This window comes from Campylobacter sp. 2352 PW (genome assembly GCF_024723575.1).
In the GTDB taxonomy this organism is placed as follows: domain Bacteria; phylum Campylobacterota; class Campylobacteria; order Campylobacterales; family Campylobacteraceae; genus Campylobacter_D.
Genome location: NZ_JANQCX010000003.1, coordinates 140,936 through 158,502, shown reverse-complemented (window position 1 = coordinate 158,502; position 17,567 = coordinate 140,936). Strand labels below are relative to the sequence as shown.

Below are 17,567 nucleotides of genomic sequence, written 5' to 3'. Positions count from 1 at the left end.
GTAAGTAAATGATAGACTTAGCAGGTGTGGTTTGTTTAATTAAAATAAAAACTCTTTTTTAATATTTTGAATACAATTTGCCAAAAAAACACTTGGGAGTAAAAAACAAATGGTGCCCGAGGTCGGACTCGAACCGACACAAGGTTGCCCTTACCAGATTTTGAGCCTAATGCGTTTTGTTATCATTTTTTATCAAAGTATTGAAAAATAGGCGTTTTATTGTTTAAGTTTATCTTAAAAATAGTATTATTTTATACCATTTTGAGAAAAAAACCGCTACCAAAACCGCTACCACTAAAATCCATTTGAGATACCATTTTTAGTATATTTTTAATTTTATATTATGTAAAAAATAATAAAATTTTCTGCGTAAATTAAAAGCAAAAAAGGAATATCTTGAAAAATCTAGTAAAAATAAGAGAATATAAGGGTATATATTTTATAGACAAAGATAAGAAATTAGAGGATATAAAAGAAATTAGCTTAGTAGAATTACAAAGAAGATTAACTATCCCATACGAATTAGCTATAAGATATTATGAAGGAAAAAAATCAAGTTATGAGATATTTCCTATTTTAAATAATACCCAGACTCTTAAAAAGAATTGTGAGTTAATTGCCTTACAAAGAATTAATGGAAAATTTGCAAAGAAATTTAAAATTAAAGAACCTAAACTAAATGAAGTGTTTGAAGAATGGATTAGTATGCGAAAAAATACTATTTCTAAAAAACATTATGAGGTAACCATATTTTCATATAATGCACATATAAAAGATATTATAGGAAACATCAAAATAAAACAAGTCAAATTAAAAGATATGCAAAATATTGTCAATAAAATGATTGATCAAGGCAAATCTCCAAGAACAACAAAAACAATAAAAGATATACTTTCTCCAGTATTTGAATTTGCTATTAAAAATGATTATATAGAAAAAAATATAGCAAGAGAAATAGTGATACAAAAATTTGATAACAAAAGATATTTTACTATTGATGATGAGGATAGAAATGCTCTTTATAAAGCTATTATAAATTATGAAAATTTAATGATAAGAGCTATGTTTATATTTCTTTTACATGGAAGAAGAAAAAGTGAAGTTCTTACATTAAAATGGGACAATATTGACTTTGCTAATAAAATTTATTTTTTACCTTCAAGCCAAAACAAATCAAGGAAAAACTTACAATTTCCGTTAAGTTCTTTACAAATAGAAGTTTTAAAAAGCATTGGAGTAAAAAATAAAGGATATATTTTTATTAAAGAAGATGGAAACCCTTATAAAGATATAAGATGGCATTGGGATAAAATAAATCAAAAATTAAAAACTCCTATTAGATTGCATGACTTAAGACATTTAATAGGATATATAGGTATTAATATGGGTATATCTTTAGAAGCTATTGGAGAAACATTAGGACATTCAAGCATAGGAGTTACAAAAAGATATGCAAATATTAAAAATGAAACTATTAATAATACTCTAAATGCTATTTTTAGTAATTTTAAAACTGAAAAACACTAATTTACAATGGTTTTTTAGGTTTTTCGGTTTTTTGGTTAAGTGTGATTAAAATTTTAAACTATTTTTAGAGCTATTAAGTTTTAAATATTCATCAAGATCATCTTTTTTAAAAACAAGTTTTTTACCAATTTTACAAAAAGGAACTTTTCCTAAATTACAATCCTTGTAAAGTTTTGAAGTGCTTATTTTTAAATAATTTGAAGCCTGTTGTACATTTAAATTTTCATCAGTTTTATTCTTGATTAATTCATTTTCTTTTAAAATCTTTTTAAAAATATCTTCAAGATCACTAGCTTTGCAAATTACTATATTATCCATATCCATTATTTTTCCTCATTTTTTAAGTAATAATAAATCGAATTGTTATCAAAACGATCTTTGAGCATGCACTATTTTCCTTTTTTTGCATATTCTTGCAAAAGTTTTCTTGCCTTTTCACGACCGACATATCTTTTGCAATTTCTTAAGACTAGGTTGATTAATTCATTTTGCTTAAAACGACCCATCTTTAAAATCTCTAAAACAGTTTTTATAAACTCTATCTCATAAGAACTCATCTCAACACTATCAAATTCCATTCTTTCTAAATTGCTAAAATTTAAAACTTTGAATGCTATTTTTTCAAATATAAATCTTCCAAGTTTTTCTGGTCTTAACAAAATAGAATTCATCTCTTCAGTGTATTCGCATCTATAGCTAAAATCAGCATAATCAACAATTTGATGACTATCAGAAAAAACTCCGCTTTTATTTAAATGGTGAATAAAAAGCACAGTCCCACCTTTTTTTCGAATTATTTTCTCTTTTGAAAATAAATAATTTGGATCAATAAATCTTCCTATTTTTCTAGTGACACAATTTAAAGAATCAACAATTATAAATACATTGAATTTCTCTTGAATTTTTATTATTTCATCGCATATGTTTTCAAAATATATGAATTTTTTATCAGAGCATGTTAAATCTATTACAAAAAAACGGTTGGTAAAATTTTCAAGAAGATTTGCGAAGCCATATTTTTTTAAACTCGAAAGTCCCATATCTGCATTTATATAAAACACTCTAATTTCATTATCTTTCTTTAAAATTTCCTTGCAAAAATACAAACAAACACTTGTCTTTCCACTACCACTACTACCATAAAGCAAACCCAAAGATTCTTTCGGTATCAAATCTTTTAAGAGCCATGATTCTTGACAAGATTGAAAATTTTCCAATTTCAATGAAAATTTTTTTATGTTTTCCATCTTATAATCCTTTTTTAGAATTATAAATTCTTTAATTTAAAATAATATAAATTTTTATTTTATTTTTAACAAAAATATTTTAATATTTTAATAATTTTATATAGGATAATTCTATTATGATAAAAGAAAATATTAAGTTTTTAAGAAAACAACGCAAATTAACACAACAAGAGTTGGGCGAAATTTTAAATGTAGGACAAAAAACAGTAAGTATGTGGGAAAAAGGAAATAACAATATTACACTTCCTACAATACTAAAAATATGTGAGCATTTTCAAATTAGTCCAAATGAGCTACTAGCAAATAATTTAGCGGATATGGAACTACATAGAAATCTTAGAAATTACAATAGACTTACACATGAATTACAGCTAAAAAATGGCTTAAATGATTTTTTAAAATCAAACATTGTAAATATGCAACTTCAAAAAATATCTAGACATATTCGTTCTCTCAAAGGTGTAGGATTTATAGAGAAATTAAGTGAAAGCTGGAGTGGAAATGGAGAGAAAATGCTTTTAATTCTTCTCTTATTTATTAAACACTTAAACAAGATAGAATTAAGCCACACAACAATGAGTAAAAAAGATTTTATAAACATGTTAAAGAAGTTTAAAATTTCTTTAAAAAATATCAAATTATACTCTTTAATTTTAAGTGAAAAAGACAAAATAAATACCATAGAGTGGGTAGAAAACAACTTAGATGAGATCGATGTAAATGCTTTATTTATTGATTTAAGAAAAGATATTGAAAAAATAATTATAAATGAGCTTAATTCGTTTAATTATTTAATTTTTAAGGATTAAAACAGATAATATTTGCTGGTTGTTATTTACCAGCTAAAATTTTGCAACAGAATATGAAATCATTCTGTACAAAGATTTGTTAGTTTTTAAAATAACCGTTTTTACTATTCTTTAATTCTTTATATTGTATTTTGATTGTTTTATTTATGTAATTTTACATAAATATAAAGTTTTTCAAATTTACAACAAAATCCTTTATGCTATAATAAAAAATAAAATTATATAAGAAAGGATGTAGATGTCTATAAAAATTGAAATTAGTGGATTTGATAAGGATTTTTTGCCTGTTTTTGAGAGTTTGGCTAAAAGCCTAAGAGCTAGTTATTGTTTGTTAGAATATGATATCCCAGATGAGAATAAACAAAGTTCTATGAAAAAAGCTTTAGAAGAAATGAAAAATGGAGAATATGAAACTTTTAAAAACTTTGATGAGTATAAAAGGGCTATGCGTGAAATATGAAATTAGAGTTTTAAAAGAATACAAGAAAAATTACAAGAAGCTAACACTAAAAGAAAAAGATTTAGTAGATGAAATAGTTTATCGCTTATCTAACAATGAAACTCTTGAAAGAAAATACAAAGATCATAAACTAAAAGGTGAATTTAAAGAGCTTAGAGAGTGTCATGTAAAACCTGATTTGCTCTTAATTTATCAAAAACAAGATGATAAGCTTATTTTAACCTGTATTAATATAGGTTCCCATAGTGAGTTGTTTTAAATAATTGAAGTTAAATTAATCAAGTTAATAAAAATCCATGTCTACACATTAAGTCACTTATGTCACTATAAAAAGAAAAAAAAGGAAAACACTATGGAAAAATTATCCCAAGAAGAAATACAAAAAGCTATGAGAGAATGTGTAGTAAGTTCTTATACTTATGATCCAGCTAATCCTAATGGTTATTCTCAAGATTTATTTGATGTAGAAAATGAAGTTTTTGCTAAAGATTATGAGTTTATAGAAAAGTGTGGTTTAGATGATATGGTAAAACACAAAGAAAGCGGTTGTGTTTTTAAAGTTTTTTACAAACAAGATCACAAAGTTAGACTTCTTAGAGTTAGCAATATGCAAGCAATGAATAGTTTTGAAAGCTATAGGGGTATAATGGCAAAAATAATAGGTTTTAAGCCAGAAGATCAAGAGTGATAAAAGCAAACAGTTTTTGAGAAGTTTAGTGAATTTTTAGAAGAACATCATATTTTTCCTATAAATTCTAATATAGGAAAAGAGATATCTAAAAAATTTATCTCATCTAATGATAATATAATTAATAATATAGCAAATATAGCACTAATAAAATCAATAATAAAAATCCAAGCACATATATAAAAGAGTTGCTAAATAAAAAAATACAAGATAATCAACAAGAACAATTTTTTAAAGATTTAGAAACACATTTTATAACAAAATATATGGTTGAATATTTATGTAATGATGATTTTGAGAATTTTATTATTAGTCGAACAGCTTTAATTTATGATTATATGAAAAACATTACTTAAATTCATAGGATAACTATGTTATCCTAACTATAAAATTGTATATCAACATGATATAGTAAAAACTTTAAATAATTTTTATTTTAAGCTTTCTAGCATAAAATTCATCATATCTTAAATACTTAAAATAAAGAAACAAAATACTTGACGCAAGAAAGAATCTAGACTATATTTAGTTGCAACACCAAGATAATATTTTATTTCTGTTTTATTACTCCCAACTTATAGAGCGTGTTAAGCTAAAACCTAAAGATTAGCTTTTACTTTCGTTAGTGTATTTATCGTTAAAATAATGAGCTACTAAAACCAATGTGCCAAAAATAAGAGTGATAGCACCGATGAAAATAGCTATATTATAACCACCCATTCTCTCTTATTTTCTTTTAAAAAAAGATCAATCTTTAAGAAAGATCGATGATAGTGCAATTATCGCCCATTTGCAAACCATAAAGACTATTTACAAATAATCCTACGCCAATAGATTCTATGAATCTTAAGATTACTTTTGCAGGTATTTTTATAAATAATGCTTTTTAAATTTTTATTTATATTGTTATTTTGCAATAAAAAACAAAAGCTAAAAGATATAAACATGCTTCTAATAATAAAATATCAAAATCAATTATTTTTTATTATTATCGGTTTTTTTATCCTTATCAAAGTCATAAAATGTCACAAATATGGCAACTGCTATTGCAAAGGCTAATACAATATATTGTCCCATTTTGTTTTCCCTTTTTTTGTTATATAAATTATTAAATTAATATATTATCTAATCAACTTTAAAAATACAATATTATTTTTTAATTATAATATTTCAAAGATCTAGCTTTTATCAACTTTGTATTATATCCATAGTTGTTTTGTTGATATTTTTGATATTTATGAAATCTACAAATTTCTACTAAGAATAGTTTAAATAATATATTTGCAGAAAAAATTGTTTATAAGTTATAAAGTCTATTTTTGATATATTCTTTATATTATTAGCTTAGGATTTTTAATGGGTGTAAGCGAAAATACTTTTGAAATTATCTTAGAAAAATTAAAATAAGCAAAATTAAATAATAAAACAAAAGGATAGATATGTTTAAAAACGAAGAATATATAAAGCAGAGAAAAGCATTATGGATAAAAAGTTTTGAGGCTTTTAAAGATGATGAAGAATTTCACAAAGAACAGTTAGAGTTTGCCGAAGCAGGAATAAATGATGGATTTGAGGAAGATCAATTATATAAATTAAACCAAAATTGCAAAAATAAGACAAAACAAACTTACTCATAAATATTTAAATTGTTTTAGCTAAAAAAACCAATTTTAGATATTATTGATTAATCTGTATATAATCACAATATAAAAAAAGAAGCAGAGTTTTTATAATATTATTTTAAATACCATTATATTGTTCTAGTAATTTTCTAAAATAATATAGATTACTTTGAGTTAGATTATTTAGTGAATTTTTATCAATCTCACACTGATCATTGCAAAAAACAGCGATATTGCAAAAATACTTTTCAGCATTTTCTATACATCCACCTTTATTTAATATTTGAGAATATAAATCGTTAGTAGATGATTTAAAATTCTTACTATCGCTATATCCTAATTTTTTATAAAAATTTGTTTTATTATTTTTACTATTATCTACAAAATGAAATCTAAGCCAATCTTCAAAATCATCAAGAGTAAGAAATAAATGTATATCTTTTGACTTTTTTATATGTTTTATAAGTTTTTCTAAAATTTTTAACTCACTAATATCGCTTTTTGCTCTATCTAGATCCATTACAATAATAAGCTTATCAATATAAGGTGCTTTTTCTATTTTATAAAGAATGTTTTTATATGAATTATTATTTTTTAAATTTTTTTACATCTATTTTAACATTATCATAATTTAGATATTTAAAAAGGGAATTAAAATAATCTTCTTCTGTTTTACCTTCGCACCAAATCTGTATACTGGGCTTTGTTTTTTATTCATCATAAAGCCCTTTTAAATAATCAATATATGCTTTTTTCTTTTCGCTTCTAATGTCATAATCGTAGTAAGTTCTTATCTTACTCTCTAGGTGTTGATCTTTTTGAATTAAAAATATTTGTTGTGAATTTAAAAAACTAACATCAAATAATAAAACATTATGAGATGAAATAATTAATTGTCCATTATGGTTTTCATCTGTATTAATAAGATTGTTAAATATAAGTATTAGCGCCAAAGTGCTTATTGAAGAATCTAATTCATCAATGAAAACAATTTTTCCTTCCTTGATAATTTGGGTTATTTTATCTGCAAAATATACTATTTTTTTAATACCTTCTGATTCTATTTGATAATTAAATTTCTTTCCATTGCGAACAAAAAAGATTTCGTATATATTCTTTCCATCTTTTTCATACTTTTTAAACTCAAAATCTTTTATAGTTTTATCTAGCAATTGAAAAATTTCCAAAATACTTTCTTTGTGTTCTAAAAAATATTTCTTTTTATTTTCTTCAAATTCAAAATTATATTTTTTTAAATAATTACTATTCATATAAACTTCGATATTGTTTATAAGATTCATAAATATTTCTTTTTGTTTTATGTTAAAATCTTTTAAGAAATAAAATATATTTTCACTAAGATTTCTTGAAAAGAATAACTCTAGCTGTTTATTTTTTTCTTTACTATCAATATTAAAAATAGCCTTATCATTCTCAAATTCATATATAATTTTATTATTTTTCAAAAAAGATTCTTTTAGGATATATTTTTTATCAAACTCTATCGAATATGTAAAAATATCTTTATTGTTATTAGATAACTCAATACTTAATTTTATAGAATTTGAATTTTCATTAAAGGCATTGTCTGTTAAATACTCTCTTAGGGTATGAGAAAAGCCATATTTAATTATATTTAGTAAAATTTTTACGCCTATAAAAAAGTTAGTTTTTCCGCTAGTATTCTTTCCAAAAAAAACTGCTGATTTCATAGGTTTCCCAGCTTGTGATAAATTAAAATTATACTCATATTTTGTATTTTTTAACTTACTTTTTGGCTTTGCTGTAAAATCAACAATTTGTGTTTCTATTCCAAAAGAATATAGGCCAGATATTTCTATTTTTCTTAACATAATGTTTTCCTTTTGTATTATTATAAAGCATTGATAGTTAATATAAACATAAAATATGTTTATATTTAAAAATATATAGTTTTAAAGTCTGTTTTGATATTTTTTATAATATTCACTAAAGAATTAAAGCTATAAAGATGAATTAATAAAAATACATTCTTAATCAAGGTAAAAAATAAACAACTTAGCAAATTTCAATATTACACTCCATAGGCATATAAAATTTCGTATAAAACTAAATCCACAAAAATATATTTGCTCTTAATGATTTAAATGAAATATTCAATAAATATATTTTGAAATATTGTTAAGAATAAAATAAGTTATTATGAAGCCCTTTGAAATTAATATAATAATTATGGCTTCAAGGAAAACTAAAGCATAAAAACTGTATAAGAAGATATCTCTATAAAGAAAACACTACTGATCTAATAAGTTTTCTAGTAGGTATAATATCCATTTATAATTACACAAAATAAAAATACAAAACTTTTATATTTATAAGTTACAAAGTTAATTTTTGATATATTCTTTATATTATTAGCTTAGGAGTTTTAATGAGTGCAAACGAAACTACTTTTGAAATCATCTTAGAAAAATTAAAAAAAGCAAATTTAAACACTAGATCGAAGGGATCTATGTTTGAAAAACTTTCAAAACATCTTTTAAAAGAAAAAGATACAGCAAATATTTATAAAAATATTTATCTTTGGGATGAATGGGATAAAAAAGATGGGCAAGATTGTGGTATTGATCTAATCATTCAAACAAAAGATGATGATTATATTGCAGTTCAATGTAAGTTTTATGAAAATTCAAAAGTAGGTTTTGGTAAATTAGGAACTTATTTTAGTATGTTGTCAAACGGAGTAAAAGAAGTTAAATTTAGTAAAGGTATTATTATAAGTGCTAGCGATCTCACTCAAAAAGCTAAAGAGCAATTGGGGCGAATTTCAGAAAATAATATACCTATAGAATTGATCACTTTAGAAGATTTTTTAAATTCAAACATAAGTTGGGATAAATTTGATCCAAATAATTCTTTAGAGCTGCCAATTACTGCAAAGAAAAAACCAAGAGAACATCAAATACAAGCCATAAATAACACAAAAGAATATTTTGCAAACAAAAATAATACAAGAGGCAAGCTTATCATGGCTTGTGGTACTGGGAAAACTTTTACTTCTTTAAAAATTATAGAAGAAATTACTCCTAAAAATTCCATTGTTTTATTTTTAGCTCCTAGTATAGCTTTAGTAGGGCAAACATTTAGAGAATATTGCAAAGAGAAAACTGATGATTTTGTTGCTTCTATTGTATGCTCAGATAGTAAATCAGGTAAAAGCATTGAAGATGATATAGATATTTTAGAATTGCCCATTCCTGCTTCTACTGATACACAAAGCATTAAAAAAGTTTACGATATAGCTAAAAAAGACAACAAAAGATTTATCATCTTTTCTACTTATCAAAGTGTTGAAAAAATCATGCAAGCTCAAAAACAAAACGATCTAGATGAGATTGATCTAATCATTTGCGATGAAGCTCACAGAAGTGTAGGAAATTTATATTCAGGTAAGGAAAAAGATAAACTAAATACTTTTACTCTATGCCATAGTGATGAAAACATCAAAGCCAAAAAAAGAATTTACATGAGTGCTACTCCAAAGATTTATTCTAGTTCTCAAAAAAGCAAAGCTTTGGAAAGTGATAATGAAGTATTTTCTATGGATGATGAAGAAATTTTTGGAGATGAAATTTATAGTATTAATTTTAGAGAAGCAGTTGAAAAAGGCTTACTTACCGATTATAAAGTTATTATTTTAGCTATCAAACAAGAAGGTATTGCAAACATAGCAAATACAGCCATAGCAAAATTAAAAGATGAGAAAAATGTAGATGAAAAATATGTAGACATAGACTTTGTATCTAAAATCATAGGTACGCATAAAGGTTTAGCAAGAAATGATTTAGTTGCTCTTGATGAAAACAACCAAATAGATAATGACTTTTTAGAAGAAATGGATAGTAATATTTCAAGAAGAGTTATAAATTTTTGCAAAAGCATAAGAGATTCTAAAAATATAACCAATTCTTTTAAAATTATTATGCAATGCTATGATGAAGCATTAAAAAAAGATTCTTTTAAAAATCTTGATATAAACATAGATCATGTTGATGGAACTATGAACTCCAATATAAGATTAAATAAACTAAATAATCTCAACTCCCCAAAAGAAAATACTTGTAATATACTAAGCAATGCAAGATGTTTAAGTGAAGGTGTGGATGTACCTGCTTTAGATAGTGTAGTATTTTTTGATGGAAGAAATTCTATGGTAGATATAATCCAATCAGTAGGTAGAGTAATGAGAAAAGCTCCAAATAAAAAAACAGGTTATATCATACTGCCTTTAGCATTAAGTGAGAATGAGCTTTCAAATTTAGATGAGGCTATAAAAAATACCAATTTTTTAAATATATGGAATATCTTAAAAGCTCTAAGAAGTCACGATGATACCTTAGTAGATGAGGCTGTATTTAAAGAAAAGATCAAAATAGCTGTGGCTGATTATGTGGCAGATGAAAGCTCAAATAATACAGATAAAAACTATGAGCCAAGCTTGTTTGATAGCTTCACCTTAAGCGAACTTGCAAACACGATGTATAATGCCATACCAACTAAACTTGGTGATAAAGGTTATTGGCAAAGCTTTAGTGCAAAAACAGCTAAAATAGTAGAAAAATTAAACATTAGATTAAATGCTATTTTTAAAGATCATCCTGAAATTTTAGAAGAATTTTTAACTTCCTTAAAAGAAAACATTCACCCAAATATCAAAGAAGATGAAGCCATAGATATGATATGCTCTCACATTATAACTAAACCTATATTTGATGTTTTATTTGATAAGAATATGGATGATAATCCTATAGGAAAAGCTCTTGATGAAGTAAATAAAAAGTTAAATACCTTTGGTTTAGATGATGAAGAAACAAGATCTTTAAAAGCCTTTTATAAAAACGTAGAAGAAAATGTAAAATTAGCAAAAAGTCAAAAAAGCAAACAAGAACTTATTAAAAATTTATACGATACTTTCTTTAGATCAGCTTTTAAAAAACAAGCTGAAAAATTAGGCATAGTTTATACTCCTATACAAGTGGTTGATTTTATACTTCATTCTGTTAATGAGCTTTTAAAAAGACATTTTAATACAGATTTTAACGATGAAAATGTAAAAATCTTTGATCCATTCACTGGAACTGGAAGTTTTATCACAAGATTATTAAGTAAAGAAAATGACTTAATTAGTGATGAAAATTTCAAAAACAAATACGAAAAAGCAATTTTTGCTCAAGATATAATTTTACTTGCTTATTATATAGCGCTTATTAATATCACTCAAACTGGTAATGAAAGGATAAATACTTTAGATAAATTTAAAAATATAGCCTTAGCTGATAGTCTTGATTATCTAGATAAAAAAACACAAGATAATGGCTTATTTGCTTTGGAATTTAAAGATTTAGAAGAAAATAAAAAGATCAAAGACTTAATAGCCAATGAAAAAATCAAAGTCATCATAGGCAATCCTCCTTATTCAGCTGGAGCAAGTAGTGCAAATGATAATAATGCAAATATTTCTCATCCAATTTTAGAAAAACGCGTCAAAGACACTTATGGTAAAGAAGCAAGTGCTAAATTTGGCAATTCAACAAGAGATACACTAATCCAAGCCTTGCGTATGGCAAGTGATAAAATAAAAGATAATGGCATCATAGGTTTTGTGGTAAATGGAGGCTTTATAGATGCAACAAGTGCAGATGGCTTTAGAAAATGCGTTGCTAAAGAATTTAGTGATATTTATATTTTAAATTTAAGAGGAAATGCAAGAACTTCTGGTGAGCAAAGAAAAAAAGAAGGCGATGGTATATTTGATAGTGGCTCAAGAGCAAGTGTAGCCATAGTATTTTTTATAAAAGATACAAATGTTAAAACAAATAAAATTCACTATTATGATATAGGAGATTATCTAGATAGACAAACTAAGCTTGATAAATTAGAAAATTTTAAAAGTGTATCAAATGTGCCTTTTGTAAATATAATCCCAAATGAAAAAGGCGATTGGATCAATCAAAGAGGAGAGGACTTTGATAATTTAATGCCTTTAAAAAGCGATAAAAACGAATATGGAATTTTTACTATAAATGCTACAGGTATAGTAACTGGGCGTGATAGCTGGGTTTATAATTTTTCTAAAGAAAAGCTTGCAAATTCTATGCAAAAATGCATAGCTACTTATAATGAAGACTTAGCTAAATTTGATCACAAAGTATTTTTAGAAAAATATAAAAATACTAAAAAATCAGAACTTTATAAAGAGTTAAGCGATAAAGACATAAGCATAGATAATACTAAAATAGCTTGGACTAGAGCTTTAAAAAAAGATTTTATAAATAATGAAAAAATTAAAGAATTTAATCAAGAAAATATAAGAAAAATTTCTCATCGTCCCTTTACTAAAGAATATCTTTACTGGGATAAAACTTGGAATGAAGAACAATCTCAATTACCAAAATTATTCCCTAAAAATACAGATGAGAATTTGTTGATACTAACAAGCTTAATGGTGACTAAAGAATTTTCATCTTTTATAGTAAATTCTATAGCCGACTATCAAACTTTGGCCAACACTCAAATTTTTTCGCTTTATTTTTATCAAGAAGATGGAAGCAAAGAATACGCTATAAGTGATTTTGCTTTGAAAAAATTCAAACAAAAATTGCAAGATGAAACTATAAATAAGGAAGATATATTTTATTATATTTATGCTATTTTAAATCACAAAAGCTATTTAGAAAAATACAAATTTGAACTTTCAAAAGAAGCCCCAAGAGTACCTATAAGTAAAGATTTTAAAAACTTAAGCATTTTGGGTAAAAAGCTAGCCGCTTTACATTTAAACTATGAAAATAATGAAATGTTTAAAGAAGTAGAATTTAAAGATGGAGTTTTGGCTGATACAGACAATGATGAGTTTTATAAAGTCACTAAGATGAAAAAACTAGGAAATGATATTTTTTATAATCACAATATCACTATAAAAAATATACCAAATATTGCTTATGAGTATAAAATCAATGGCAAAAGTGCGATTGATTGGATTATCGATCGCTATCAAATAAGCATAGATAAAAAAAGTTTGATAGAAAATAATCCAAATGATTATCAAGGTAGTAAATATATCTATGAACTTCTTTTAAAAATCATTAATTTATCTATAAAAAGCGTTGATTTAATAAATGAGATTAGTAAAATGGAGTGTGAGTGAAAATACAAATTAAATATCAAGGTTATTTATTATGATTTTAGAAAATGAAATTTTTTCACACATGAAGATTTTCTTTAAAATATATTTTGAAGAAAATAAAAAAGGAAATTATCTTCCTGATAAGTTTAAATGCTTTGGCGAAGTTGAAAATATCGATAAAAAAATTTCAAATCTAAAAAAAGAATTGAAAAAGAATGAAGACAAAAAAGTCAAAGAAGAAATAGGTAATTGTTATAGAAAAAAAATAGAAATTTTAAATAAATTATTTTGTAAAATACAAAATAAAATAGACAGTGAAAAACTAAATATCCACATAGATATTAAGAGTATAAAAGATAAAGATACTTATATTGTAGATACTAAAAATGAAGCTTTGTTTTTTGCGTTGAAATTTGCACAAAAGGATATACAAAGATCTTTTAAGGTTAAACAATCTGTTAGAAATGTAATAATTGAACAAATAAAATGTTTAATAGATGATGAAATTCCTAAATTTATTATAAGACTTGATATAAAAAATTTTTATGAAACTATACCTCATGATAAGTTAAAAAAAATAATTAAAGAAAATTATATTTTAGAGCCAACATCAAAAAAAATCATTTTTGCTATATTAAAAGAATATAGCAAATTATCCAACAATCAAAATATAGGAATCCCTAGAGGAATAGGGATTAGTGCTTATTTATCTGAACTTTATATGAGAGATTTTGATAAAAAAGTTGATAGTTTAGAAGAAGTTGTATATTATGCAAGATATGTAGATGATATTATAATAATTAGTACTTCGAACATAGAAAACAAAATTGAAAATTTATTAGAAAAAGAAACACAATTATCTTTTCATAATAGCAGAAGCCAAAAAAGAAAAATCATTGATACTTCAAAAAATGGACAGTTACATTTTGATTTTCTCGGATATGCTTTTAAAAAAGAAAAACAAGAATTATCAATTGGTTTAAGTAGAAATAAAATAAAAAAATATAAAAACAAAATAACCAAGACTGTAGAATGTTATAACAAACAAAGCAAGCACAATGAGAAAAATGCTAGAAAAATGCTAGAAAAAAGACTAAAATACTTGACCGGAAACACAGCCTTAAAAGGTGTTAAAAAACATATATATACGGGTGTATTTTACTCAAATAGGTATGTTAACAATATTAGTTGTTTTCAAGAATTAGATGCTTTTTTAAAATGCAAAATAAATAAAATAAATCCATATGAAAAATTAAATATTGATTTAGAAAAGTTAAAAAGCAAAATAATACAAAAATATTCTTTTGTAAAAAATTTCGAAAATAAAAAAATTTTTCATTTTAAAAATAATGATGACTTAAAAAATATATCTTTGGCATGGAAAAATTAATATGAAATACAAAAAATACAAAATAAGATACAGAAAAGAAAGAGTTGTTTTATCAGAAATTTTACCTTATGAGGTTCCTTTAATATTTTCAAATAAAAATTTTTATAATTTTTTATTAAAATATAAAATAGAAATAAATAATTATTTTGATAATTCTACAAATATTGAAAAGAATTTTAAAAAAATGTTAAACATGCTTTTTGTAGACGAGAAATGTTATAAAAAAGGTTTTACTATACCTTTTCACTTTAAAATTCCACACAAAACAAATGAATATAGAAAATTATCAATCATACATCCAGTACATCAAATCAAAGTTATGAATTTTTATGATACTTATAAACAAGCTATTTTGTATTTTTCAAGTAAAAGTGAATTTTCCATCAGAAGACCTTATAAAGTTGCTAATTTATTTTATAATAAAAATGATTTTACGAATACAAAAAACATAGATGACGAATTAAATAACAGTATAGAAATAAAACATCATAAAGAAAAATATTTTAAAAGTTTTTTTGCTTATAAAAAATATAGTCATATATATATGTTTTATGAATCATATGAGTATCAAAAAAATGAGAAATTATTTAAAAAATTATATAAATTTGACATTAGCAAGTGTTTTGATAGTATATATACACACTCTATCGCTTGGGCTATTTATGACAAAAAAACAATAAAGGATAATTTAAATAAAATTAATAATACATTTGCTGATGAATTTGATAAATTAATGCAAAATATGAATTATAAAGAAACAAATGGTGTCTTAATAGGGCCTGAATTTTCTCGTATCTTTGCAGAATTAATATTACAAAAAATAGATAAATTAGTTCTAAATAAATTAACTAAAAATGAAAATAATATATTACATAAAAAAGACTATGTAATTTTCAGATATGTAGATGATTATTTTCTTTTTTATAATGAAGATGATGTAAAAAATTTGATCATCCAAACTTTTAATAATGAGTTGCAAAAATATAAGTTTTATCTAAATGAAACTAAAATGGAAGAATTTGCTAAGCCTTTTGTCACTAATATAACAATAGCTAAGAAAAAAATCAAAGATTTATTAAAAGAATTTGATTTCGATAACAACAATAAACACACAATAAGCTCGAAAGATATGATTGTCAATTTTAAAGCAATTTTAAAAGAAAATGAAATTAAATACAACGATATTTTAAATTACACTTTAGCAATCATTGATAAAAAAATAGATTTTATTAAGAAAGATATAAATAAAAATAAATATATAATTCTTGAAAATATTATGGATAATCCTAGCAAAATTAACACTGAATTAATTTTAGTAAAAATGAAAACAATTTTAAATAACATTAAGAAAAATAAAACAAAAGACATACAAAAAGATATTGAAAATATAATACAAACTATTGATATTCGTATAAAAAATTTAAAAATGAAAAAAGATCTTGAGTATGATACACTTGAAAAAGACTTTATTGAAAGTATTAATAATTGTGAAAAAACTATCGAAGATTTAAAAGCTAGTGCTCATAAATACAAAGAAATCACTGAATATATCAATAGTAGCTTAGATGAACTTAGTATGTTAAAAGATTTTTATGAAACATATATAAATACAAAAGATAGTTTTAAAGAATCGATTAATGAATCTGATGAACTTTTTTCTTTTAATGGAGATGATGAATTTAATAATATAAAATCTTCAATTAAAAATGACTGCTTAAAAATAAAAGATAAACTTTTTACTCATTTGAAAGAAATGTTAAAATTTGTTTTTTTTATTTATTCAGAATCAGACAAAACCTCTGCTACGGTTAAATTATCTTTAATTCTTGCTAAATTAATTAGCTTTATGAATCATAATTATTTTGATAAATATTTAAAAAACAAACTTTATAAACTTGTTTTTGATGAAATTCATCATTTATTAAAAAGAAATAAAAGCAGAAAATATTCACACAATCAAAATTTATATTTATTAATTAACTTAAAAGAGATAAAAAATTACAAAAAACTTGATTTTAATATTCTAAAAACAATTTTCTTAAGTGAAGAAATGAATTACTTTGATATTGTAATACTATTGTATTATATAGAGAATGATCCTGAATTTAAAGAGATAAAAGAACAAATCAAAGAAAAAATTATTAATAAATATAAAGATTTTAATAACAAAAATACAGAATTAACATTATTGAGTATGGATATTCTTGCTTGTCCTTTTCTTGATAAAGATTTTAAAGTAAAAATTTTAGAAAATTACAAAATTGATGAAAGGGGTTTACAAAACTATATTATAAAATTTTCCATGAAACAAAAATTTTGGTTTATAAAATGGAAAAACGTTGATATATTAAAGGAGCTTGAAGAAAAGAAATCTTACGAAGTTTACTAATCTTATAGTATAATTCAACATACGCATTCACAGATAAATTTTCAAACACACACATATGCGAAATAAACTAGTCTGTGGTTTATTTTATAAACCTAAGAGATTTACTTTTCTTAGGTTTATTTTGTGATCGATTTGATAAATTATTATTTTTTATAAATTATTGCTATAATGTACTATCGTCACGGCAAGTAATATCCGTTCAAGCTTGCCAAAATTACACAAATAATAACTAAACACCATTTCCTTAACATAACCCAACAAAACAAGCTC

Annotated in this window: 14 protein-coding genes; 10 read left to right on the top strand and 4 right to left on the bottom strand. The window is 23.7% G+C overall.

The features are described from left to right. Positions 1-396: 396 nt before the first annotated feature. Positions 397-1,527, top strand: coding sequence for a tyrosine-type recombinase/integrase (locus tag CAMP5121_RS02835; protein ID WP_337214737.1), 1,131 nt, complete (start codon positions 397-399; stop codon positions 1,525-1,527). A 45-nt stretch (positions 1,528-1,572) separates the two neighbouring features. Here the strand turns inward: CAMP5121_RS02835 and CAMP5121_RS02830 are convergent, their stop codons facing one another. Both CAMP5121_RS02830 and CAMP5121_RS02825 read right to left on the bottom strand, forming a co-directional pair. Next, positions 1,573-1,851 carry a helix-turn-helix domain-containing protein gene (locus CAMP5121_RS02830; protein WP_167333027.1) on the bottom strand — a complete coding sequence of 93 codons (279 nt, stop codon included), beginning with the start codon at positions 1,849-1,851 and terminating at the stop codon, positions 1,573-1,575. Positions 1,852-1,916: 65 nt separating this feature from the next. Then, complete coding sequence (locus tag CAMP5121_RS02825; RefSeq protein ID WP_337214736.1) at positions 1,917-2,774, bottom strand: AAA family ATPase; 858 nt, start codon at positions 2,772-2,774, stop codon at positions 1,917-1,919. A 116-nt stretch (positions 2,775-2,890) separates the two neighbouring features. Between CAMP5121_RS02825 and CAMP5121_RS02820 the strand changes: the two genes are divergently transcribed. The 6 genes from CAMP5121_RS02820 to CAMP5121_RS02795 all read left to right on the top strand — a co-directional run bounded on the left by CAMP5121_RS02820 (position 2,891) and on the right by CAMP5121_RS02795 (position 6,368). Continuing rightward, positions 2,891-3,583 carry a helix-turn-helix domain-containing protein gene (locus CAMP5121_RS02820; RefSeq protein ID WP_337214735.1) on the top strand — a complete coding sequence of 231 codons (693 nt, stop codon included), beginning with the start codon at positions 2,891-2,893 and terminating at the stop codon, positions 3,581-3,583. A gap of 238 nt (positions 3,584-3,821) precedes the next feature. Next, the gene (locus CAMP5121_RS02815) at positions 3,822-4,043 is read left to right on the top strand and encodes a hypothetical protein (protein ID WP_039628371.1); all 222 of its coding nucleotides are present in this window, start codon (positions 3,822-3,824) and stop codon (positions 4,041-4,043) included. Next, positions 4,033-4,302: a type II toxin-antitoxin system RelE/ParE family toxin gene (locus tag CAMP5121_RS02810; RefSeq protein WP_002789000.1), complete on the top strand. Its 270-nt coding sequence runs from the start codon at positions 4,033-4,035 to the stop codon at positions 4,300-4,302. Before CAMP5121_RS02815 ends, CAMP5121_RS02810 begins: the two co-directional genes overlap by 11 nt. Positions 4,303-4,395: 93 nt before the next feature. After that, positions 4,396-4,731, top strand: a complete 336-nt coding sequence (locus CAMP5121_RS02805) for a hypothetical protein (protein ID WP_039628369.1) — start codon at positions 4,396-4,398, stop codon at positions 4,729-4,731. A gap of 188 nt (positions 4,732-4,919) precedes the next feature. Next, complete coding sequence (locus tag CAMP5121_RS02800; RefSeq protein ID WP_337214734.1) at positions 4,920-5,087, top strand: hypothetical protein; 168 nt, start codon at positions 4,920-4,922, stop codon at positions 5,085-5,087. A gap of 1,083 nt (positions 5,088-6,170) precedes the next feature. Further along, complete coding sequence (locus tag CAMP5121_RS02795; protein ID WP_134238564.1) at positions 6,171-6,368, top strand: hypothetical protein; 198 nt, start codon at positions 6,171-6,173, stop codon at positions 6,366-6,368. A gap of 103 nt (positions 6,369-6,471) precedes the next feature. On the opposite strand, the gene CAMP5121_RS02790 is transcribed toward CAMP5121_RS02795, so the two are convergent. Continuing rightward, entirely contained in the window at positions 6,472-6,912 is a 441-nt protein-coding gene (locus CAMP5121_RS02790; protein WP_279586262.1) for an RloB domain-containing protein, read from the bottom strand. A gap of 151 nt (positions 6,913-7,063) precedes the next feature. Beyond that, a complete protein-coding gene (locus CAMP5121_RS02785) occupies positions 7,064-8,206 on the bottom strand; it encodes an AAA family ATPase (protein WP_337214733.1) in 1,143 nt (380 codons plus the stop codon). A 557-nt stretch (positions 8,207-8,763) separates the two neighbouring features. On the opposite strand from CAMP5121_RS02785, the gene CAMP5121_RS02780 reads away from it, so the two are divergent. From CAMP5121_RS02780 to drt3b, 3 genes are read left to right on the top strand one after another with little or no spacing between them, the layout of a single operon-like run. Next, positions 8,764-13,539, top strand: coding sequence for a type ISP restriction/modification enzyme (locus CAMP5121_RS02780; RefSeq protein WP_337214732.1), 4,776 nt, complete (start codon positions 8,764-8,766; stop codon positions 13,537-13,539). A 31-nt stretch (positions 13,540-13,570) separates the two neighbouring features. Beyond that, on the top strand, positions 13,571-14,908 hold the full coding sequence (gene drt3a / locus CAMP5121_RS02775; RefSeq protein WP_337214731.1) for an antiviral reverse transcriptase Drt3a: 1,338 nt from the start codon (positions 13,571-13,573) through the stop codon (positions 14,906-14,908). A 1-nt stretch (position 14,909) separates the two neighbouring features. Beyond that, the gene (gene drt3b, locus CAMP5121_RS02770) at positions 14,910-17,297 is read left to right on the top strand and encodes an antiviral reverse transcriptase Drt3b (protein ID WP_220567905.1); all 2,388 of its coding nucleotides are present in this window, start codon (positions 14,910-14,912) and stop codon (positions 17,295-17,297) included. The last annotated feature ends 270 nt before the right edge of the window (positions 17,298-17,567 follow it).